At 67.8% G+C, this 21,985-nt stretch carries 14 protein-coding genes; 6 read left to right on the forward strand and 8 right to left on the reverse strand.

Going from position 1 to position 21,985, the window contains the following annotated elements; all coding sequences use genetic code 11:
* The first annotated feature begins 46 nt into the window (after positions 1-46).
* The 3 genes from K0S66_RS03545 to K0S66_RS03555 all read left to right on the forward strand — a co-directional run bounded on the left by K0S66_RS03545 (position 47) and on the right by K0S66_RS03555 (position 5,374).
* The gene (locus tag K0S66_RS03545; RefSeq protein ID WP_301073731.1) at positions 47-2,608 is read left to right on the forward strand and encodes an EAL domain-containing protein; all 2,562 of its coding nucleotides are present in this window, start codon (positions 47-49) and stop codon (positions 2,606-2,608) included.
* Positions 2,609-2,855: 247 nt separating this feature from the next.
* A complete protein-coding gene (locus K0S66_RS03550) occupies positions 2,856-4,097 on the forward strand; it encodes an LLM class flavin-dependent oxidoreductase (RefSeq protein ID WP_301073732.1) in 1,242 nt (413 codons plus the stop codon).
* Positions 4,098-4,138: 41 nt separating this feature from the next.
* Positions 4,139-5,374: an acyl-CoA dehydrogenase family protein gene (locus tag K0S66_RS03555; protein ID WP_301073733.1), complete on the forward strand. Its 1,236-nt coding sequence runs from the start codon at positions 4,139-4,141 to the stop codon at positions 5,372-5,374.
* A gap of 18 nt (positions 5,375-5,392) precedes the next feature.
* Here the strand turns inward: K0S66_RS03555 and pbpC are convergent, their stop codons facing one another.
* The 4 genes from pbpC to K0S66_RS03575 form a co-directional block, all read right to left on the reverse strand.
* On the reverse strand, positions 5,393-7,489 hold the full coding sequence (gene pbpC / locus K0S66_RS03560; RefSeq protein ID WP_301073809.1) for a penicillin-binding protein 1C: 2,097 nt from the start codon (positions 7,487-7,489) through the stop codon (positions 5,393-5,395).
* Positions 7,490-7,553: 64 nt separating this feature from the next.
* Positions 7,554-13,292, reverse strand: a complete 5,739-nt coding sequence (locus tag K0S66_RS03565) for an Ig-like domain-containing alpha-2-macroglobulin family protein (RefSeq protein ID WP_301073735.1) — start codon at positions 13,290-13,292, stop codon at positions 7,554-7,556.
* A gap of 92 nt (positions 13,293-13,384) precedes the next feature.
* Entirely contained in the window at positions 13,385-14,221 is an 837-nt protein-coding gene (locus tag K0S66_RS03570) for an undecaprenyl-diphosphate phosphatase (protein WP_301073736.1), read from the reverse strand.
* 2 nt (positions 14,222-14,223) lie between these two features.
* On the reverse strand, positions 14,224-14,895 hold the full coding sequence (locus tag K0S66_RS03575) for a DedA family protein (protein ID WP_301073737.1): 672 nt from the start codon (positions 14,893-14,895) through the stop codon (positions 14,224-14,226).
* Between the two features lie 196 nt (positions 14,896-15,091).
* Here K0S66_RS03575 and K0S66_RS03580 point away from each other — a divergent pair, with 196 nt between their 5' ends.
* Together K0S66_RS03580 and K0S66_RS03585 are read left to right on the forward strand one after the other, a co-directional pair.
* Positions 15,092-15,763 carry a response regulator transcription factor gene (locus K0S66_RS03580; protein ID WP_301073738.1) on the forward strand — a complete coding sequence of 224 codons (672 nt, stop codon included), beginning with the start codon at positions 15,092-15,094 and terminating at the stop codon, positions 15,761-15,763.
* Entirely contained in the window at positions 15,756-17,123 is a 1,368-nt protein-coding gene (locus K0S66_RS03585; protein ID WP_301073739.1) for a HAMP domain-containing sensor histidine kinase, read from the forward strand. The genes K0S66_RS03580 and K0S66_RS03585 overlap by 8 nt, the downstream gene beginning before the upstream one ends.
* 45 nt (positions 17,124-17,168) lie before the next feature.
* Here K0S66_RS03585 and K0S66_RS03590 read toward each other — a convergent pair whose 3' ends face one another.
* The 4 genes from K0S66_RS03590 to K0S66_RS03605 form a co-directional block, all read right to left on the reverse strand.
* Complete coding sequence (locus K0S66_RS03590) at positions 17,169-17,351, reverse strand: CsbD family protein (RefSeq protein ID WP_301073740.1); 183 nt, start codon at positions 17,349-17,351, stop codon at positions 17,169-17,171.
* A 126-nt stretch (positions 17,352-17,477) separates the two neighbouring features.
* Positions 17,478-18,440, reverse strand: coding sequence for a diacylglycerol kinase family protein (locus K0S66_RS03595; protein WP_301073741.1), 963 nt, complete (start codon positions 18,438-18,440; stop codon positions 17,478-17,480).
* The gene (locus tag K0S66_RS03600) at positions 18,437-19,117 is read right to left on the reverse strand and encodes a DedA family protein (RefSeq protein WP_301073742.1); all 681 of its coding nucleotides are present in this window, start codon (positions 19,115-19,117) and stop codon (positions 18,437-18,439) included. Before K0S66_RS03600 ends, K0S66_RS03595 begins: the two co-directional genes overlap by 4 nt.
* Before the next feature lie 204 nt (positions 19,118-19,321).
* A complete protein-coding gene (locus K0S66_RS03605; protein WP_301073743.1) occupies positions 19,322-21,076 on the reverse strand; it encodes a histidine kinase famiy protein in 1,755 nt (584 codons plus the stop codon).
* Between the two features lie 320 nt (positions 21,077-21,396).
* Between K0S66_RS03605 and K0S66_RS03610 the strand changes: the two genes are divergently transcribed.
* The gene (locus tag K0S66_RS03610; RefSeq protein WP_301073744.1) at positions 21,397-21,918 is read left to right on the forward strand and encodes a ferritin-like domain-containing protein; all 522 of its coding nucleotides are present in this window, start codon (positions 21,397-21,399) and stop codon (positions 21,916-21,918) included.
* Positions 21,919-21,985 lie beyond the last annotated feature (67 nt).

Raw genomic sequence — 21,985 nt, forward strand, 5'->3', positions numbered from 1 at the left:
TCGTTACGGAGGGCAATTCACGGTGCAACATGTTCCGGCTCAGGAGATGCGTGCTGGTTCAGCGCCCCTGACCGGCTTGCGCGCCGTGTCGACTGCCACGCCGCCGACCGAAGGCGAGGTAGTGATCGCTCGCCCCGGCAGCGTCCCGGGCGCCAGCCGCGCGGGGTTGGAAATTGTCCTCAGCCGCGCCAGGGTCGGCATCCTCCACCGCGATCTCGACCGCCGCGTCCTCCTCGTCAACGACGCCTTTTGCGCGCTCGTCGGCCGTCCGCCGGAGGAACTCGCCGGCCTGCCGTTCGAGGAATTCACCCATCCCGACGATCGTGATCGGTCGAGCCGGCTGTACCGCGAACAGCTCGCCAAGGCCGAACCGTTCGAGATCGAGAAACGCTACATCCGTCCTGACGGAACGGCCAGCTGGTGCGCGGTGCACGTGTCCTTCGTGCTCGACGCGGCGGGCCGTCCGCAATCGACGATCACCGTCGCGTCCGACATCACCGCTCGCCACGAAGCGCAGCAGGGCCTGCTCGAAAGCGAGGAACATTACCGCCACACGGTTGAACTCGCGCCGCAGATCGCCTGGTCCGCCGCTGCGGACGGCGCGGTGATGGAGGTCAATTCGCGCTGGTCGGAGATCACCGGTATCGGCCGCAAGGATTCGCTACACGATTCCTGGCTGCAGGCGCTCCACCCCGACGACATCGAGCGCACCCGTATCGCCTGGCGCGCCGCCGTCAGCCGGGGGGAGCCGATCGACATCACCTACCGACTGCTCTGCCACGGCACCGCGCGCTGGTTTCGCGCCCGGGCGGCGCCGCGCACCGACGCGGCGGGCGAAGTAATTCGCTGGTACGGCACGCTGGAGGACATTCACGAACAGCGCACCACCGAACAGGCGCTGCGCGACAGCGAAGAACGCTTTCGCCTCGCCGCGCAGGCCGCCGGGCTCGGCATCTGGGATTATGACGCGGTCCATCAGCGGCGCGAATGGTCGGCCGAGTTCAAGGACATGCTGGGCCTGTCCCCGCATGTCATCCCCTCGCTGGACACCGCAATGGCGGTGGTGGTGCCGGAGGACCGCCATCTGCTGCAGGCGCTGGCGACGGCGGCATGGTCCGGCGACAGCAGCGCCCAGTTCGACGTCACGCTGCGCGTGCGCCGCGCCAACGACCTGGAAGAACGCTGGATGCAAACCAGCGGCTGGCGGATCCGCACCTCGACCGGGCGGCTCGAACGGATCCTCGTCACAATCCGCGACGTCACCGAGGAACGCACCGCCAAGGAGAGGATCCGCTGGACAGCAACGCATGACGCGCTGACCGGCATTCCCAATCGCAGCCATTTCACCGGTGAGCTGGAAAGCGCGCTGGCCGCCACCACGCCGGGCAGTCAACTCGCGCTCGTCCTGCTCGATCTCGATCATCTGAAGGAGATGAACGACACGATCGGGCATGACGCGGGCGACATGCTGCTCAAGACATTTGCGCGGCGGCTGCAGCAGGCCTTTGGTCCGCGCGCGGCGGTCGGCCGGCTGGGCGGGGACGAATTTGCCGTGCTGCTGACCGGGGTCGCGGGGGACCGTGTCCAGGCGCATGTCGAGCGCGCGCTGCTGCGGCTGCGCGAACCCTTCGAATTCGACGGCCATACCTGCGACACGCAGGCGACCGCCGGCGCCGCGCTGTTCCCGACGCACGGCACCACCGCGGACGAACTCCTGAAGTCGGCCGACATCGCGCTTTACGTCGGCAAGGCGCATCGGCGCGGCGAAATGTCGCTGTTCCAACCCGCCATGCGCGCGGAGGTGCAGCGCCGCGCGTCGATGCTGAACGTGGCGCGCGTCGCGGTGCGCGACAATCTCATCGTCCCCTTCTACCAACCGAAGATCTGCCTCGCGACGGGCCGGATCGCTGGCTTCGAGGCGCTGCTGCGCTGGCATCACGATCTGCTTGGCGTTCAGGGGCCGGATACGATCGCCTCCGCGTTCGATGACCTGGGGCTGGCGATCGCCATTGGCGACAGGATGCTGGCGGGCATTGCCACCGACATGCGCCGCTGGATGGATCAGGGCGCGCCGCCGGTCCCGGTGGCGCTCAATCTGTCACCGGCGGAGTTCCGCCATGATGGTTTGGTCGATCGGATCACCCGCCCGTTCCAGGAACGCGGCGTGCCGTTCGACCGGATCGAGCTGGAGATCACCGAAACCGTGTTGCTCGGCCGCGATACCGACCGGCTGGAGGCAACGCTCGCGACCTTCCACGATCACGGCTTCCGGATCGCACTGGACGATTTCGGCACCGGCTATGCCTCGCTGACGCATCTGAAGGCGTTTCCGGTCGACGTGATCAAGATCGACAAGACTTTCGTCTCCAACCTTCGCGCCGATTCGGACGATGCCGCCATTGCCGATGCGATCATCACGCTGGCGCAGCGACTGGACATGGAGGTCGTCGCGGAGGGCGTCGAACAGGCCGAGCAGGCCCGCTATCTCGCCCGGCGAGGCTGCGATTATGCGCAAGGGTTCCTCTTCAGCGAGGCGCTGCCGGCGGACGAAGCGATCGCCATGCTGCGCTCCTCGACCGCGTCGCGCGGCGACCCCGCGCGCTTCTAGGCGCCGCGCCGCCCCTCGCGTTCCCGCCATCTCCCCTGACCAGTCGCGCCGAATCGCAGCCCTCGTTCTTGACACGGGGCCGCGCAACACGGATCACGGCACCAATTAAGCGATAAGACTTAATTGGCAGGCATCGCCGGTGCGGCATGTCTGGGAGAGGGTGGCAGGATCGTTCGCCTCGGGCCGCAATGGCCTGGCCGGACCGTCGGGTCGCCTTGGCGCGATTATTCGGTTCGAAAGGCTGGTCATGGCTCGTTTGAAGTTCGGCGCGTTCCTGGCGCCTCACCATCCCATTGGCGAGCATCCGATGCTCCAGATGCGCGAGGACATCCGCCTCGCGAAGCACCTCGACGAGCTTGGCTATGACGAATTCTGGGTCGGCGAGCATCACTCGACCGGCTGGGAAGTGATCGCCTCGCCCGAGATGTTCCTGGCCGCCGTCGGCGAGCACACCCAGCGCATTCGCCTTGGCACCGGTGTCGTCTCGCTGCCGTACCACCATCCGTTCAACGTCGCGCAGCGCATCGTCCAGCTCGACCACATGACGCGCGGCCGGGTGATCTTCGGCACCGGCCCCGGCGCGCTGCCGTCCGACGCGTACATGCTCGGCATCGATCCCATGACCCAGCGCGATCGGCAGGACGAGGCGATCGGCGTCATCCGCCGCCTGTTCGCGGGCGAGCGCGTGACGCATGAGAGCGACTGGTTCACGCTGAAGGATGCGCGGCTCCAGCTGTTCCCGCTGCAGGAGGACATGCCCTTCGTCGTTGCCTCCTCGATCAGCCCTTCCGGCATGACGCTGGCGGGCAAATACGGCATCGGCGCGCTCTCGATCGGCTCCAATTCGGATGCCGGCCTTGCCGCGCTGCCGACGCAATGGGGCTTTGCCGAACAGGCCGCCGCGAAGTCCGGCAAGACGGTAAGCCGCGACAATTGGCGCGTGCTGATGAGCTGGCACATCGCCGAAACGCGCGAGGAGGCGCGCGCCCAGGCCGGCGCCGGGCTGATGAAATGGCACAATGAATATACCGTCGGCACGCTGATGCGCCCGGGCGCCAAGCCCTTCGCCTCGCCCGACGAGGCGGTGGACCTGACCGCCTTCGTCGACGGCGCCGCCGCGGTGATCGGCACGCCCGACGATCTCGTCGCCGCGATCCGCAAGCTTCACGCCTCGGCCGGCGGCTTTGGCACCGTGCTCGGCTTCGTCCACGATTGGGCCAATCGCGAGAATACCGCGAAAAGCTGGGATCTCGTCGCGCGCTACGTCATCCCGGAAATCCACGGCCTGCTCGAGGGCTATCGCGCCTCGCGCCAATATGTCGTCGAACACCGCGACGCGTTCGAGCGCGCCGGTCAGGCCGTCCTGTCAAAGATCATGTCGCACGAAGGCGCCGCCGCCGCGCTCAAGGCCGGGCAGGAGGGCGGCGTTGCGATGCGCTCCCCCAACGCGCCCGATCTCAACAAGGCCGCTGCGGCCCTGAAGGAATAAGAACCGGCAACGGCCGGCGAACGCATTAGGAGAGTGATCACATGTCGATCGATTTCGAGATCCCGCAAGAAGCAAAGGCGATCCGCGAGCGGGTGCGCCAATGGGTGCATGACGAATGCAAGCCGGCCGAAAAGCGTCTGGTCGCTGGCGAGGATTACAAGACGGTTCTCAATGAACTGCGCGCCAAGGCGCGGGCGCAGGGCCTGTGGTGCCCGTTCATTCCCAAGGAATATGGCGGCATGGGCCTCGGCCCGCTGGCCAATGCGCTGGTTCAGATGGAGCTTGGCGAAAGCCACCTCGGCGCGCTGTCGATGAACACGCAGGGCCCCGATGACGCGACGATGATGACGCTGCTGGCGCACGGCACCGATCATCAGAAGGAAAAGTATCTGAAGCCGCTGCTCAACGGCGAAAAGCGCATCTGCTACTCGATGACCGAGAAGGCCGCCGGCGCCGACGCCACCGGCATGCAGACCCGCGCGGTGAAGGACGGCAACGAGAATTACGTGCTGAACGGCGAGAAGTGGTTCTCCTCCGCCGCCAGCGTCGCCGACATCGCGCTCGTCATGGCGATGACCGATCCCGACGCGCCGCGGCACCAGCGCTATTCCACCTTCATCGTCGAACTGCCCAACCCGGGCTACAAGATCGTCCGCGATATCGAGACGATGGCGGTCCACGGCCCGCTGACCGAGATCCTCGGCGGCGGCCATTCGGAGGTCGAGATCAAGGACCTCGTCGTGCGAGCAGAGGATCTGCTCGGCGGCGAAGGCAATGGCTTCAACATGGGCCAGCATCGCCTCGCCTACGGCCGTCTGCGCCACGGCATGCACAATGTCTCGATGGCGCAGCGCGCGCTCGACATGGCGACCGCGCACGTCATCCAGCGCGAGACGTTCGGCAAGCTCCTGAAGGAGCGGCAGGGTGTTCAGTGGATGCTCGCCGATTGCGCGGCAGAGATCTACAAGGCGCGGCTGATGCTGCTCCACATCGCGTACAAGGCAGAGCGCGGCGACGACATCCGGCAGGAGAATTCGATCGCCAAGATCTTCCTCGCCAACATGGTGCATCAGGTGGTCGACACCGCGATCCAGCTGCACGGCGCGCTCGGCTTCAGCCTCGATACACCGCTCGCCGCCTGGTACACCCACATCCGCTCGCAGCGACTGGTCGACGGCCCCGACGAGGTGCACCGCTGGACGGTCGGCCGCAACGTCATCAAGGCGTACGAACGCACCGGCACCACCGCCTCGGCCTGCGGCGGCGACCTGCTCTGACGGCTCGTCGGCGACCGATTACCGGACGGTAAAGCGCACCTCATCGACGATCGCCCCGCCCGCATCGACCAGCCCCAGACGGTGCTGGCCCGGTGCGGCGGCGATCACCGGCGTGGCGCTCGCCGGCCCGAGGTCGCGCCCGTCGAGCATCAGGCGCTGCGCCACCACGTCGCCGGCCACCGCCACCGCGAACCGCTGGCGGTCCGGCGGGATATCGGGATCGATCGCGTAGACGGTGCCCGCCACCGGGCTGACGATGCGCGGCCGCCGTGCCTCACGCGGCGCGGCCGCCATCCGCGTTTGTCCGGTCCCGGCAAGGAAATATTCTCGCCGTGGCTGTTCGACCTGCCCGTCGAACGCGATCTGCCTGGCCTCGATCCCAGCGGGACGGGCCGGCGCGCGTCCGGGTACGCGTGCATGCAGCGCCATCATCACGTCACGCCACACCGGCGCCGCGCCGCTGGTGCCCGACACGGCGCGCATCGGATCGCCTTCCACGTTGCCGACCCACACCGCCACGGTGAAGCGCTCGGAATAGCCGATGCACCAATTGTCGCGCATCGCCTTTGACGTGCCGGTCTTCACCGCCGCCCAGAACGGCAGCCGCAGCGCTGAATCGAGGCCAAAGGTCGCCGCCCGCGCGTTGGGATCGGCCATCATGTCGCCGACGATCCATGCCGCGGGGCCGGTCGTCACCTGTCGCGATTCCCCCCGCGGCTGGTCCTTGGTCACCCGCAACGGCGACCATGCGCCGCCCAGCGCCAGGCTGCGATACGCCGCCGCCTGCTCCAGCAGGGTCACCTCCGCCGATCCCAGCGCCAGTGAGAAGCCGTAATATTGCCCGTCCTCGGTCAGCCCGCGATAACCGCTGTCCCACAGCCGGTCGCGAAACGGATCGACCCCGACCAGCAGCAAGGTGCGCACGGCTGGAACGTTCAGCGATCCCGCCAGTGCGGCGCGCGCCGATACCGGCCCTTTGAACCCACGATCGTAATTCTGCGGCACGTACAGCCCCGATGCGGTGTCGAGTTGAACCGGTGAATCGTCCAAAATCGATGCCGCCGTCAGATAGCCGCGCTCGATCGCCTGCGCGTACAGGAACGGCTTCAGCGTCGAACCTGCCTGGCGATAGCTGTTCGCGCCATCGACCGATGGGGCGGTGGAGGCCCCACCGATCCCGCCGACATAGGCCAGCACGTCGCCGCTTTCATTATCCACCACCAGCACCGCGCCGTCCCGCGCTCGGCTGCCGCCCAGCCCTTGCAACTGCCGCCGCAGCGCCGCCGCCGCCATGCGCTGGATGCGGATGTCGAGCGTCGTGTCGACCCGCGCGCCCGCCTTCGTCAGCAGCCGGTCCGACAGATGCGGCGCCAGCCCGGGATCAAGCGCCAGGCTGCGCGCCGGGCCCAGCATAGACGCTGCCTGCGCCTGATATACGCTGCAATCGCGCGCCTGCGCCAGCCGGCACGCGCGCGCTGCAAGCCGCGCTGCGCTTCCCTGCGGATCGGGCAGCAGCGCGGCGAGAAGCACCGCATCGTCGCGGGACAAGGCAGCCGGGGTCTTTCCGAACAGCCCCAGCGACGCCGCGCCGATTCCCTGCGCTTCGCCGCGGAATGGCGCCAGATTGAGGTACGCCTCCAGAACCTGCGGCTTGCTCCAGCGCGCTTCCAACTGGCGCGCGGCGCGCAACTGCCGCCATTTGTCGCGCCAGCCGCGCGCACCCGGCGCGGCAAGCTCGGGCGAGAGGAATCCGGCGACCTGCATCGACAGCGTACTCGCCCCGCGCGCGCGCTGCCCCTTCACTCGCCCCCAGAGCGACCCCGCCAGCGCCAGCCAGTCGACCCCGCCATGCTCCTCGAAACGGCGGTCCTCGGCGGCGATGATCGTCTGCGGTACGACCGGTGCGATCCGCTCCAGCGGCGTCCACGCCAGTCGACGCGCTGCGAAATCGACGCGCGCGCTGTCCACCAGCACGCCGTTGCGATCGTACAGCCACGCCTCCGAGGGCCGATAAGCAGCACGCGCCGCGGCGAAGTCCGGCAGCGGCGCGGGGTAAGTGACATAGTCGAGACCGCCCAAGCCAAGCGCAGCCGCACCGATCGCCGCGATCGCCACGCCGCGCCCGCCGACACGCCGCCGCGTGTCGCCGCCGCCGTCCCAACTGCCGCTCGCCGCCACGTTACTGGGCAGCGACCACGACGGGCACATTGGGCACGGCGGCGCGGATCGATGGCGAATAGAGCGCCTCTACCCGGCTCGGCGGCAGGCTGAACCGGCCAGCGCCGTTCAGCCGCAGGCTGTACGACACCTCGAACCGCCCGCGCGGCACCCAGGCGAAATAGCCGCGCCAGGCGTCGCGCCCACGCTCGACATAGGCGGGCGACACGCCTTCCCCGTCGTTACCCGACTGGAGCATCGAGGATTGCCCGCCCAGATCGCCGATGATCGTCGCGCCCGCCGGGATCGGATCGTTCACCACCACCCAGTTGCGCTCGGCAGAGGCATCGACCGCGATCGTCACCTTCAGCACGTCGCCGCGGGTCAGCCGGCCTGGGTTGCGCGCCTGAACCACGCTCACTTGCCGCGTCATGCGATAGCCGGCGGCGAGCGGCTTCGTCAGCGGCACCGCTGCGGATACGGAGACATTGGCCCACGGCCCCGCGCCGCCCGATTGCGCCAGCCGAAGCGGCGACGGCGCGGCGGCCAGCGGGAAGGAGGCGCTGCGTGCCCCGGTCCCGAGCGGCCAGCCCTTGGCGATCTGCCGCCCGGCGTAGCTCAGCGTCGTCGTCCCACCGATCGCCTCGGCCGGATACAGCGCGGCGAACTTGCGCGCTGCCACCGTGCCCCATGCGTTGGCCGTGGTCGTATCCCAATGCCCACGGTTCTGGCGGAGCGCCGTGCCCACCATCATGCGCGGCGCGTCGTCCTGCCACCCCGGCCGGCCTAGCGTCACCAGCGTCGCCTTGATCGCCGCCTCATCGCCCGACGACATCAGCCACCAGGCAGCGGAGGATTGGTCCGACAGGTCCAGCCGCGTCCCTTCGAACACCAGCCGGGTCCGCAGCACGCGTTCGGCTTCCGCGCGCAGCGCCGGCGCGTTGGCGAGCCCCGGGATGCGCTCGATCGCGGCCAGGTAATCGGCCAGCGTCGCCGTGGGCATCTCGGACATCGGCATGCCGATCTGCCCCGGCATCGCCGGGGTTGCCGCGCCGACGCGCGCCAGCGCCGCCAGGGCCGCGACGCGCTGCAGCCGTACGTCGCCATAATCCTCGCGCCGCAACCGGCCGTCGATCACCGCCTTCATCGCCTCGATCATCCGCGCGCGTGCGGCATCGGGCAGCGCCAGCCCCGCCTCGCCCGTCATCGACAGGACGTACGCGGTCAGCGCTTCTGAACCGTTCAGCTGCTCGCCTGGGAAGTAGCGCAGCAGGCCATCGGACGCCTGATAGGTCGGCAGTTCACCCGCCAGCTGGCTCCATCCGGGCCCATCGCCCAGCACCACGATACGCGACAGCCGCTGTTCGAAGCATTGATAGGGATAGGCCGCCATATAATCGCGCACGCCCTGCAGCGGCGGCGCCAGGCTGTCGTCAAGCCGGATGGTGAGATTGCCACGTCCGGGCAGCGCACCCGCCGGCGGCGTGATCGGGATCTGCGTGTCCCCGCCGACGCGGGCAAGCGTCGCCGCCCATATCTCCACCGGTACTGCGGGCACCACATCCTGCGTCACCGTCAGCCGGTCACTCGCGCGGCCATCGGTGGATCGCGCACTCACCTGCCAGCGCAGGCGATCATGCCCCTCCGGCGCGGTCAAATTCCACGCCACCGCCTTGGCCCCGCCGGCCGGGATCGTCACCGTCAGCGGCCGTCCGGCGGCCACGCGCGGGAAGACATCGACATTGGCCGTTACCGTCATCGGCCGGGTAGATCCGTTGCGCAGCGTGAAGGCGGCCGAGTAAAAATCGCCGGTTCGCACCAGCGGCGGCAGGCCGGCAAAGACCGACAGGTCCTGCGCGGTACGGATGTCTGCGCTGCCGGTGCCGAACAATTGCGCGCCGTCGGTGGCGATCGCCACCAGCTTGAACGAGGACAACGCATCCGACAGCGGCACCGGAATGCGCGCGCGTCCTTGTTCGTCCAGCGCCACGCGCCCGCGCCACAGCAGCACGGGTTCGAAATTCTCGCGGTTCAACGCGGAGGCATCGCCGCCACCGCCGCCGGCTTCCACCGCCTTGCGTCCGTAATGCCGCTTCCCCACCACCTGCATCTGCGCGGTGGAGGTCAGCACCGACAGCGGCCGCTCGCCCATCATCGCGGCCAGCACGTTCCAGCTTTCGTTGGGCGCCAGTTGCAGCAGCGCCTGGTCGACCGCGGCGAAGGCGACGTTGGCCGCGCGCGCCGGCGTGCCATCGGGACGGCGCACCTGCACGGTCACTTGAGCGGTGTCTCGCGGCGCATAGCATTCGCGATCGGGCTTCACGCCGATGCGCAGCTCATGCGCCTCCCAGCCGACCTTCACCTTGGCCATGCCCATGCGATAGGCGGGCTTGGCGAGGTCGACCAAGGCGGTCGGCGCCTGTGCCTCATCGGGCTTGCTCGACAGGCCCAGCGTGTGCGCGATGCGGTTGATCCACGTCCACAGGCCGCTTTCCACCCGGCCGCGCACCGCCATCACCGATACGAACACGTCGGGCGCGAAGCTTCCGTCCATCGGCACCGAGACAACGGGGTCGTTGCCCGACAGATGTGTGACGAAGCTGGTCAGCACGCCCTCGCGCTCCACTGTCACCAGCGCGGTCGCTTCGCGGAACGGCATGCGCACCTGGAACCGTGCGGTCTCGCCCGCCTTGTAGGTCTGCTGCTCGGGGACCAGGTCCATCCGGTCGCCATTGTCGCCGCCGAACCACCAATCGTCGTCCCCCGCCAGCCAGATGCTGCGCACCGCGCGCGCGACATGGCCGTCGGCATCGGTGGTCGTCGCCACGGCATAGACCTCGCCCGACACCCCCGGGTCGACGGTGCATTGCGCCAGCCCCTGCGCGTCGGTCGTCGCCGAGCAGCTGGCGTCCAGCTTCGTCGTGCGCATCTGATTGTCATAGGCGTAGAAGCCGCCGATCAATCGCCGCCGCGCGGTCAGCACCTCGCGGCGATACAGCGCCACCTTGATCTTCTGCCCCTTGATCGGCTTGCCCGCGGTATCCAGCGCGACGAAGCGAAGCCTCAGGTCATCCTGCTTCATCAGCCAGCCGTCGGTGCGGATGCCCAGCTGCACGCCGGAGGCATAGATCGGGATGGTGCGCGACGCGGTCAGCGTCTCGCCATTGGCATCCTGATAATCCATCTCAACGCGCATGTCGGCCGCGCCGTCCAGCGTCTGCGGCACGTCGATGGTCTGTCGCGCAGTGCCGTCACCGTTGAGGCGAACCGGCAATGTCTGGGTCGGCGGAAGCTCGGTCCGCTCCTCCTCGCCATCGCCGTTCAGCGGTTTGACCCCCTCGGCCACCGCGCGCCCGCCAAAGGTGAAATTGTCATAGCCCTCGGGCGTCGCGCTGCGCGCGAACCATCCGACGCGCAGGTCGACCGGCAGGTTGGAGGCGCCACCCCCGGACAGATAGCCGACGTACAGGTCCAGCGGGACACTCGCCGGGCGCACCATCGCGTTCTTCGGCCCGGTGATCGTCGCGCGCATCGTCGGCAGGCGATATTCGTCCACGCGGAACGACTGGCTCGTCTCGATCGATCGATTGTCGGCGACGATCGACAGGTCGTAATCGCCCATCGGCGCGCCCTTGGGCACGGCCCAGCTGTTCTCGCCGATGCCGTTGCCGTCGATCGCCAGCGGCAGGTCGAACTGCGTATCCGATCCGCGATGCGACAGTTTCAGCGTGCCGCGCACACCGGGTGCCAGTGCAAAACCCGCGCCGACCGGGCGGCGCAGGATATGCTTCATGTTGATCGTCTCGCCCTGCCGCACCAGCGCGCGATCAAAGACGGTGTGGATGATCTCGCCGCGCGCCGAATAGCCGTAAGGCAGGTCGAAATCATACGGCCGAATGCCGTCGCCCCAATCGCTCAGCGTGAAGCTGAAATCGTGGCCGCGCCGCGCCGACACCATCAGCGCGTGGGGCGAATCCGCGGACTCGCAATTGGAATAGGTTTCCGGCTCTGGCAGTCCCGCGGGGACGAACATCCCGCCGGTGCGATCGGTCATCCCGCGCGCCAGCAGCTTGCCGGTGCAGCTGTCGGTCACTTGCACCAGCGCATTGGCCGCGGGCTTGCCGTCGGACAATTGCGTCACCCAGGCGAGGCTTCGTTCGCGGCCCCATTTGAAATGCACCGCCATGTCGGTGACCAGCGCGGCGCTGGCCACATAGCGCGTCTGATCGCGTCCCAGCAGCGCGCGGCCCAGCGTCGGGCTGGCCAGTTCGGTGACGTAGAAGCCCGGCTTGCCGAGCGGGATGCCGACGACTTCGAATTCCTTGCCCTTGCCCGGCAATGGCACCTTGATCGGCGAGCCCGCGCCCGGCGGCAGAATGGATTTCTCACCGGTGCGATTGATACGGATCGTCTCCGATCCCCGCTCGATCGTTTCGATGTTGGTTTCGTCGGCGCTCTCGACAGCGCGCAGCCATCGCGCGATCTCGCCATCGCTCCCGGCGACGCGCATGCTTTCGCCCGTTACCGCCACGCCGCGGCCCTGCAGCTCTGGCTCGACGTCGCGTACCGTCACCGGCAATACCCCGCCCTGCTTGGCCTCAAGGATGCCGAACGTCGCGGCGAACTTCACCAGCGGCGGCGCCACGTCGAAGCGGACGTCGAGCGGAAAACGCTCGGCATTGGCCAGCGCGCGGCCGCTCTCATCCTTGATCCCGGCGGGGATCTCCAGCTTGCCGGTGGTGCCCGCCGGCAGCGGCGCGGCAAAGGTTACCTCGCTGACGGTCGCGTTGCGGCGCGCCTCGTCGGAGAATTTGGGCGCGATCTGCTTGCCGTCGGCGGTGATCAGGCGGATTGCCGCTGCCAGGCTCATCGGCACCGGCGCAGTGAAGCGGACATGCGCCGGCTGCACCGGGCTGCATCCCGCCTGCGGATTGGTGCGGCTGCATTCGAAGCGGGCGGTGAACGGCCGCCGCACGCTATAGTCGAACCGTTGGTCAGCGCCGGCCAGCTTGCCGCCCGCACCGGCGATCTTGCCGCCCCACACCAGCGCCATGTCGCGCCCCGGCGGCAGTGGTCGCCGGCATTGCAGCGCCGTCACCGATGCCAGCATCTTCTGCCGCTCGGCCGCATTGTCGGGGAGCGTGTCGGGCAGCCCGGCATTTTCCAGGAAGCTGCGCACTTCCCAGCGGTCGCTGCCCAGGCCGGCCAGCACCTTGCCCGGCACATCGGCGGGCAGCACGTCGACCGCGATCTTTTCGCCGATCCCATCCACCGCGCAATAAGCGTTGGCGGCAATCGAAGACCGCGCGGCCGGCATGTTCGCGGCGACCAGGAACACCTGATCTTCCTCGATATCGTCGCTTCGGCTGGCGGGCAGCACGGCGCGCGCGCGCGGACCGCCGGCGTCGACGGTGAAGCTCTGCTGCCCCGGCAGGGCATAGCCGCTGACGCTCTTCAGCCCCTCACGTGTCTTCAGTTCGCAACTGGTGCCGCCCGGCAGCGGGCTGGCGAATTCCCACACATAGGTCTGCTGATCGACCCAGCGCCCTTCGCCGTTGATCGAACAGGTGACGGAAAGCGGCGTCGGCGCGCGTGGATCGCCCAGCGGCACCATCGCCTGGCTGAACCGGATCGTGAAGCGATCGATCGTCCCGCCGCTGCCGCCGGGGGTGGCCATCGTGACGCGGGGGCTGTTGTCGCCGGATACGCTGGCCGGGACGAGAAGCATGGCCAACAGCGCACAAACTACCGTCGGCTTCATCGCCCAACCCCCTCTTGTCCGGCGCGCACGCTAGCCCCCGCGCTGCCCAAGTCCAGTGGAATAGCGACGGGGAAGTGGCGGGCGCGCCAGGTTCAGGCGGTGGCGGGAATGATCCCGGCGCCGACCAGCGCGAACACCGCCAGGCCGATCGCGATGCGGTAGATCACGAACGGCCAATAGCCGCGCGTGCTCACCAGCCGCAGGAACACGACGATTACGCCATAGCCGACGATAAAGGCGATCAGCGTCGCCAGCGCCGTCTCGCCCGGTCCAATCGGGCCCCAATCGCCCCAGCTTTTCGCCAGCTGGTAGAAACCGGAGCCGAGCACCGCAGGAACTGCCAGCAGGAACGAATAACGCGCCGCCGCCTCACGCGTATAACCCAGCAGCAGGCCGGCACTTATCGTGCCGCCCGATCGCGACACACCGGGGATCAGCGCCATCGCCTGCGCGAAGCCCAGCAGGACGCCGTCACGCAGCGTCATCGATTCCAGCGGGCGTCGCTTCGCACCGATGCGGTCCGCCAGGCCAAGTACCAGCGCAAACACGATCAGCATCGTTGCCGTGATGCGCAGGTCGCGCAGCACCGTTTCGATTGCATCCTTGAACAACAGGCCCAGCAGCACGATCGGCACCGTGCCGATCAGCACCAGCCAGCCCGCGCGCGCATCGGAATCCATCGCCCGCCATGGCTTGCCCAGCGCGCCCAGCCATGCGGTGGCGATGCGCCACAGGTCGCGGCGGAAATACAGCAGCACCGCCAGTTCGGTGCCGATCTGGGTGATCGCGGTGAAGGCGGCGCCCGGGTCCGTCCCCGGGTTCATCAACGCACCGACGATGCGCAGGTGCGCGCTCGACGAAACCGGCAGGAACTCGGTCAGCCCCTGTACCAGCCCGAGGATCGCCGCTTCGATCCAGCTATTCTCCATGCTCAGGAGGGATCGTGCTGCACGGTGCGCGGAGTCAGCGGACGCCGTTCACGCGGCGCCATCCCGCGCCGCAGGAAACGGACGCTCAGCGCGCTGCCGCCCAGCGTGATGACCGCGACGATTCCGGCTACGGCGAGCAGGTGCATCTCGGTGATCTGCACACCCCCGACCGATCGTGCCGCCAGGTAGCCGGGCAGCAGCAGCGCGGGCACCCACAGGATCGCGGACACGACATTGGCGATCTGGAACGTGCGTTGGCGCATGCCCAGCACCCCGGCGACCAGCGGCACGGTGGAACGCATCGGTCCCAGGAACCGGCCGAGCAGGATCGACGCCGCGCCATAACGGCGAAACACCAGCCGCGCCTTTGCCGCCGCCAGTCGATAGCGGTTGAGCGGCCAGCGCCGGAACGCGGCCGGGCCGGCCCAGCGGCCGAGCGCATAGGACACCCAGTCGCCCAGCACCGCGCCGACGATCGCCCAGATCACCACGGTTGCCGGATCAAGCAGCCCGGTCCCGATCATCCCGCCGATCGCGATCATCAATGCGGTGGCCGGGATCAGCATGCCGATGACGACCAGCGATTCACCAAAGGTCAGCAGCATCACGATCGGCCCGGCCCAGCCGGCATGATCGGCGATAAAGGAGGCAACGCGGCCAATCGCTTCATCCAAGTCGGAAACTCCGGGGAATATCGCCGCGACGGCGCGCGGCGGAGGGCAAGGCACAAGTCACGAGGCTGCGGCACTAGGCAGCCACAGGCGCGCTCACAATCGCAGTGCCGAAACATTGGGAATTTGCAACGATTCCGCCGCGCGATGCGGGCCAACACGGTTTAGGAACACGATGGGCCACGGCGGGAGGTGACGCGTGCGATTGCTGATTGTCGAGGATGAGGCGGAAGCAGCCGCACGAATCAATGATGCCCTGACCGCCGAAGGACATTCGGTGGTCGTCGAAATCAGCGCGGAGGCGGGGCTGCGCAGCCTTCAGGCGGATGCCCCCGATCTCCTTATCGTCGATCGCATGCTGCCCGACATCGACGGCGTCTCGATGGTGATCGAGGCGCGCGGGCGGGGCTATCTCGGCCCGGTGTTGATGCTCACCGCGCTTGGCTCGATCGAGGATCGCGTGACCGGGCTTCGCGCCGGCGCAGACGATTATCTGGTAAAACCGTTCGCCGTCGCCGAACTGATCGCGCGGGTGGAGGCGCTGCTTCGCCGAGGCATGAACCTTCAGGAAGTCGCCACCTGCGGCAGCATCCGCATCGACCGGCTTCGCCGCGACGTGTGGCGCGGCGATCAGCGCATCGTTCTCCAGCCGCGCGAATTCGCGCTCCTCGAACGGCTGGTCAGCCAGAATGGCAAGACGGTGTCGCGCACGATGCTGCTGGAACAGGTCTGGCACCTCCATTTCGATCCGCAGACCAACATCGTCGAAACGCACATGAGCCGGCTCCGGCAGAAACTGAACGCCGGGTTCGCGGTCGATGCCGTCACGACGGTGCGCGGCGTCGGTTATCGGCTGAACCCGGATGCCTGAACGCGCGCATACCGTCCGGCAGATCACCCTGTTCTTCACGGCCGGTTTCGCGCTCGTCACCTTGCTGCTCGGTGCCGGCGCCTATTTGCTGGGCGCCGACGTGGTCCGCGAACAGCTCGACGCGCAGATCGTCGCCGAGACCCGCGCACTGCGCACGGTCGCCGAGGAGGGCGGCCGGCCCGCGCTCGTCGATGCGCTGCGCCGCCGCGACGATCGCGGCGTCAACAGCTTCGGTTATCTGCTGACCACGGCCGACGGCCGCACGCTCGGTGGGGAGCTCGTCACCGAGCCGCTGGCAGAGGGGTGGCACGACATCCGTTTCCGCGACCCCGATGGCGAGGGGCACCCCGCCCGCTCGCTCGTCACCCGGCTGCCGGGTGGCGAGCGGCTGACCATCGCGATGGAATCCGACCTGCCGGTGCAATTGCGCAACCGCTTGCTGTTCCTCTTCGCGCTCGGCCTGGCGCTGCTGGTCGCCATCGCCGTTGCCGCCAGCGCGCTGTTCGGGCGCACCATCATCGGGCGGCTGAACACCATCAACCGGATCGCCACCGCGATCAGCCGCGGCCAGCTTGACGCGCGCATCCCCGTCAGCCGCCAGAATGACGAATTCGACAAGCTCGCCGCCACGCTGAACGACATGCTCGATCGCAACGCCGCGCACATCGTCAACCTGCGCCGCGTGTCGAGTGACGTCGCGCATGAATTGCGCACCCCGATCATGCGGCTGCGCTTGCGCATGGAGCAATCGCTGGCCGACGCTGGCGAGGGAACGGCGGAGGCAGCCGCGATCGAACGTTCGATCGCCGATATCGATTCGATCCTGTCGCTGTTTGCGGCGCTGCTTCGGATCGCTGAGGTGGAGGCAGGTGGCCTGCGCGCCTATTTCCGCCCCGTCGCGCTGACCGCCACGGTGGAGGCGCTGGCCGAAAGCTATGCGCTGGCGGCCGAGGATGGCCGGCGCACGCTCGTCACGCGGCTGGAACCGGGGATCACCGTCAACGGTGACCGTGATCTGCTGGCCCAGATCGTCGTCAATCTGCTGGAAAATGCGCTGCGCTACACGCCGCCCGGCGCGCGCATCACGCTATCGCTGGCGGCTGGCGGCACCGCCTCGGCGCCCATGGTGGAACTGACTATCGCCGATGACGGCCCGGGCATCCCGGCCGCCGATCGCGCCCGCGCGCTTCAGCCGTTCGAACGGATGAGCAGCGGCGGCGGGGGCCATGGCCTGGGGCTCAGCCTGGTGGCGGCGATCGTCGCCTCGCACGGCGGGACGATCGAGCTTGCCGATAATACGCCCGGCCTGCTCGTACGGATCATCCTGCCGCGCGTGCCGGCGACGCCGACCGATAGCTGACCGGTCCGCCGCGCGGGGATTTCCCGCTGCGGCAGACCAACAGCATCAGATCTTGTCGCCCAGCGCGCCCTTGACGCTGCCCTTCACGTCCTGGCCAGTGCCCTTGAGCTGCTGGGCCTTGCCCTCGGCGGCGAGGTCGGGATTGTCGGTGGCCTTGCCCACGGCTTCCTTGACATTGCCAGCCAGCTTGTTGCCAGCAGCCGCGAGCTTGTCGGTGGCTTCACCCATGGTCATTCTCCTTGCGGCACCCCGTCATTAGGGTCGCTTCGGATCAATAACGCATGATAAGCTGGACGGTGCCGTAACCCGGATTGACTCGTCGCAAACATTGGCACGTTTCAACGTTGGCCGCTGTCAGTCACCGGCAATGAAGGTGACTTCCGGCCCGCGCCGGACGGCGATCCGTCCGCCCTCGAATCGCTCGCCATCGATCACGAAGCCGCTTTGCGTTTCCAGCATCACCTCGCCGTCGCGGCACCGGTGATACCCCGCCTGCGCCAGCGCCGCATCGTCGGTGCCGCGCAACAGCGGCGCCAGATGCCGAAGCAACTGCCGCGGCGGCGCCTCGATCGCCAGGCTCGCCACACGGTCGTCCGAAAACGCCCCTCGCCCGAACGGCGCGAGCCCCAGTGGAAAGCGGGTCAGCGCCGCCGCCATGAACAGATAGGTCGGGACAGTCGTACCGACCCCGTCATTGCTCAGGAACGTCATCGGCTCACCACGCCGCCACACCCCCGTGTCGCCGCCAAACAGCGTGCGGGCGATCACCGAGGTGAGCGACATCCCCACCGCCACGCCATTGAACGCCCCGAACCGATGCGCCCGCTGCGCCAGCGCCGTCGCACGGACGAACGCGCCGCTGCCCAGCAGGAAGCCGTGCAGCACCTGCCGCTCGCCAGCGCGCGTCACCGCCAGCGCGCGCCGCGTCACCCGGCGAGCGCGCGCGATAGCGCCGACGGTCTGCTCCAGCGTTCGCTCGCCGATCCCCAGATCGTGCGCCAGCGCATTGGTCTTCCCCGATGGCGCCAGCGCGATCGCCGGCATCCTGTGGCCGAACAGCGGGATGCCCAGTGTCAGCACATCGCGGATCGTCCCGTCGCCGCCATCGACGATCAGCGCATCGACACCCTCGCTTGCCAGCCGTGAGAGATGGCGTTGAAGCGCGGTCTTGTTCGCCGGTTCGTGGACGCGCAGGCCAGCCACCATCGCCGGCGCGCCGATGCCCACCCGGCGCTTGTTGTGCCGGCTGTAGATGTTGCGGATAATCGCGACGCGATCCGCCGCGGCGGGAATCTCGGCGGCAAAGGCAAGCGTCACGGGCGCATCGCCCCGCGCGCCGCGTCGCCCCCACGTGCTCGCGTCCGCTCCCCTGCAAACAATCGCTTCATCGCGGCGGTGCTGAGCGCGCTGGTCGCGATCACCATCACCGCGAACAGGATCAGCTTTCCCGTGCCGCCAATCTCCACCTCGTCCAGCGCCGCAGCGGCGAGGCTGCCGATCGTCAGCAGCGACACGACCCACAGCACCGCCGCGGCCGCATCGGCCAGGTGGAAACGCGCCCGACGCATGTTCAGGATGCCGGCCACCATCGGCACCGTCGCCCGTGCGGGCGCATAATAGCGCGCTGCCAGCAGCAGCACGACGCCGTGCCGGCTGAACAGCAGCCGCGCGCGCGCCGCCGCGGCGCGATGCCGCCGGAACGGCGGGCGGTACAGTATCCGCGGGCCCAACCAACGGCCGACCCGGAACGACAGCCACCCACCCAGGATCGCGCCGACGATGGCCGGCGGCCCGATGACGAGGGGATCGAGCAACCGCGCGCCGACCATTCCGCCGATTGCCAGCATCGTCGCGGTCGCCGGAAATAGGACGCCGACGGCCGCGGTACATTCCAGAAAGGTGAGTGCGCCGATCAGCAGGCCAGCCACCTCGCGGTGTGCCGCGATCAACTCGGCCATGTCGGACCAGCGATCATCCATCGTTCGGGCGTCCATTCCATCGCCCTTGCGACCAACGGGGAGGCCCGTTCACATGGCGTCAGCGGTTGAACCGTCGGACGATCGGCCAAATCGGATCGGGCCAGGGGCAAGTGCCCGACGTGCCCTGACCGCTAGACGCCGGCGGCGGGCACAGGCAATCACGCTGCGGAAAGGTTGGGGCTTTTCAATCTACTGGCCGGCGCGCGCGGCATCGGATGGTCAGGCCTGCGCGGCGCCGAAATCGGACCGTCGACGCCGGTCGCCGCCTTCGCCGCGCCGATTGAGCGCCTGCCGCACGCGATCGAGCAGCTCGGCGTGACGATACGGCTTGCTCAGCACGTCGGATTCCCGCGCGCGCCGGCCGTCGACGACCAGTTCCTCATTATAGCCGGTCGTCATCAGGATCGACACCGACGGATCGCGCGAAACGATCGCGTCACCCAGCATCAGGCCGTTCATCCCGCCCGGCATCACCAGATCGGTGAACAACAGGTCGATGCGGGTTTCGGCGTGCACTTCGTCGAACAGACGCAGGCCATCATCGCCGGTCATCGCGGTCGACACCCGATACCCTGCGCCTTCCAGGATCTCGCGCGCCAGCGTCAGGACCTCTTCATTGTCCTCGACCACCAGGATGTGCGCCGGCCCGCTAAAGCCGCCGGTATCCGGCTCGCTCCGCGGCGCCGCGCGCGGCCGCTCGGCCTCCACATCCTTGCGCACCGGAAACAGCATGCGAACAACCGTTCCCGCTCCCGGCGTGGATTCGATCTCCAGCCGGCCGCCCGACTGGCGCACGAAGCCGCTCGCCATCGCCAGTCCCAGGCCGGTGCCCTTGCCGACGCCCTTGGTGGTGAAGAACGGCTCGGTAGCCCGTTCGACCACCGCCGGGTCCATTCCCGGGCCGTCGTCCTGTACCTCCAACACGACGTAGTCGCCCGGTTCCAGATCGGCGAGAACGGACTCTTCGGTCAGGCGAATTGGGCGGGTGGCGATCGTCACCAGCCCGCCGTCGGTCATCGCGTCGCGCGCATTGTTGACGATGTTGAGCAACGCCATTTCGAGCTGGTCGGGATCCAGCACGACATAGGGAAGCCCGCGGCGCAGGCTCAAATGGATGTCGACCTGCTTGTTGACCGAACTGTCGATCAGATCACTGAATTCCGACACCAGCTGGGTCAGGTTCACCGCGCGCGGCTCCAGCCGCGTCTTGCGCGCAAAGGCCAGCAGCTGGCGCGTCAGCTTGGCGCCGCGCTCCGCCGCCAATTGCGCTGCCGCGACATATCGCTTCACCCGGTCGGGATCGTCGGTCGTGGTGACCAGCTCCAGATTGCCGTTCACCACTTGCAGCAGATTGTTGAAATCGTGCGCCAGCCCGGCCGTCAGCTGGCCGATCGACTCCATCTTCTGTGCCTGGCGATACGACTGCTCGGTGTTGCGCCGCCGCGTGACGTCGAGCTGGCTGGCGAAGAAGAACTGCAGTTTGCCGGCGGTGTCATAGACCGGACCGACGAACACCGCGTTCCAGAACGGTGTGCCATCACGACGATAGTTCAGTATCTCCAGCGCAACCGATCCGTTCGTCGTCACCGCCTCGCGCAGTTCGGCCACCGAATTGCGATCGGTCTGGGCGCCCTGCAGGAAGCGGCAGTTGCGCCCCAGCACTTCCTCTTCCTCATAGCCGGTGAGGTCGAGGAACGCCTTGTTGGCGAACACGATGGGATTGTCGTCGATGTTCGGATCGGTGAGCACCATCGGCATCCGCGTCATCTCGATCGCGGCAAAGAAAACGCCGCCGCGATTTTGCAGATCGGGATCGGTGATCGTGCTCTCACGCCAATGGTGAAGCCCGGGCGCCTGGGTCGTCTCGGTGCTGCCGTCGTCCAGCGTGCCGGCGGCCGGCCGCCCGCGTGCCTGGCCCGCCCCCTGGGAATCGGTGTGCTTGGTGGGATCGGACGGTTCGTGCGAGGCAGGCATCAATGATGCGGTACGTGCCAGAACGCTAAAAGTTCAAGCGTTGTTTGCGGTCAAATGCGGCAGATCGCGAGCGTTCCGCGTATGCAACAAATCGCGACATCGGCATGTCCGATCATCTTGGCGCGAACCGCCCAGCCCTTTGCCCCCTGATCTGAGTTAGTTGTTTTGCCAGTATTTCCGCGGCTTTGGTCGGAGACGATCGCCACGTTCGTGGGTTGGGAACTGCAGACGATCGAGGGGACGGCAGGCGTCCGGACAGCGTTCTGGACGCCTTTACCGACCGCGATCGTGACCGGCTGAAACGCAAGGAGTGTAGCCCGATGCCCAATCACGACGTACTTCGCGAACTGTTCATCACCGGCCTCGTCAATGCCCATGCGGTGGAAAAGCAGGCCCTGTCGATCATGACCCCGCAGGTCGCCCGCATCGAACATTATCCCGAGGTCGCCGATCGCTTGCGCGCCCATATCGAGGAAACGAACGGTCAGATCGCGCGGCTCGAGGAAATCCTCGCCGGCTTCGACACCAGCAGCTCGACGCTGAAGGATCTCGGCCTCAGCATGTCGGGCAGCATGGCGGCGATGACCCACAGCATCGCCGGTGACGAGATCGTCAAGAACAGCTTCGCCAATTACGCGTTCGAGCATTTCGAGATCGCGGCGTACAAATCGCTGCTCGTCATGGCCGACGACGGCGGCTTCGCCACCGCCACCCCGCTGCTGAAGCAGTCGCTCGGCGAGGAAGAGGCGATGGCAGCCTGGATCGACGAATCGCTGCCCATGGTTACCCGTCGCTACGCCACGCTCTACGCCGACAGCGGGGCCGCCGCCGCCAAGGTGTGATCATCAGCGGCGTAGGCTGGGCCCGCGCCGCTAACCTCTTGAAACAGCAACGATGATTTCTACATCG

This window comes from Sphingomonas sp. (genome assembly GCF_029239295.1).
Lineage (GTDB): Bacteria > Pseudomonadota > Alphaproteobacteria > Sphingomonadales > Sphingomonadaceae > Sphingomonas.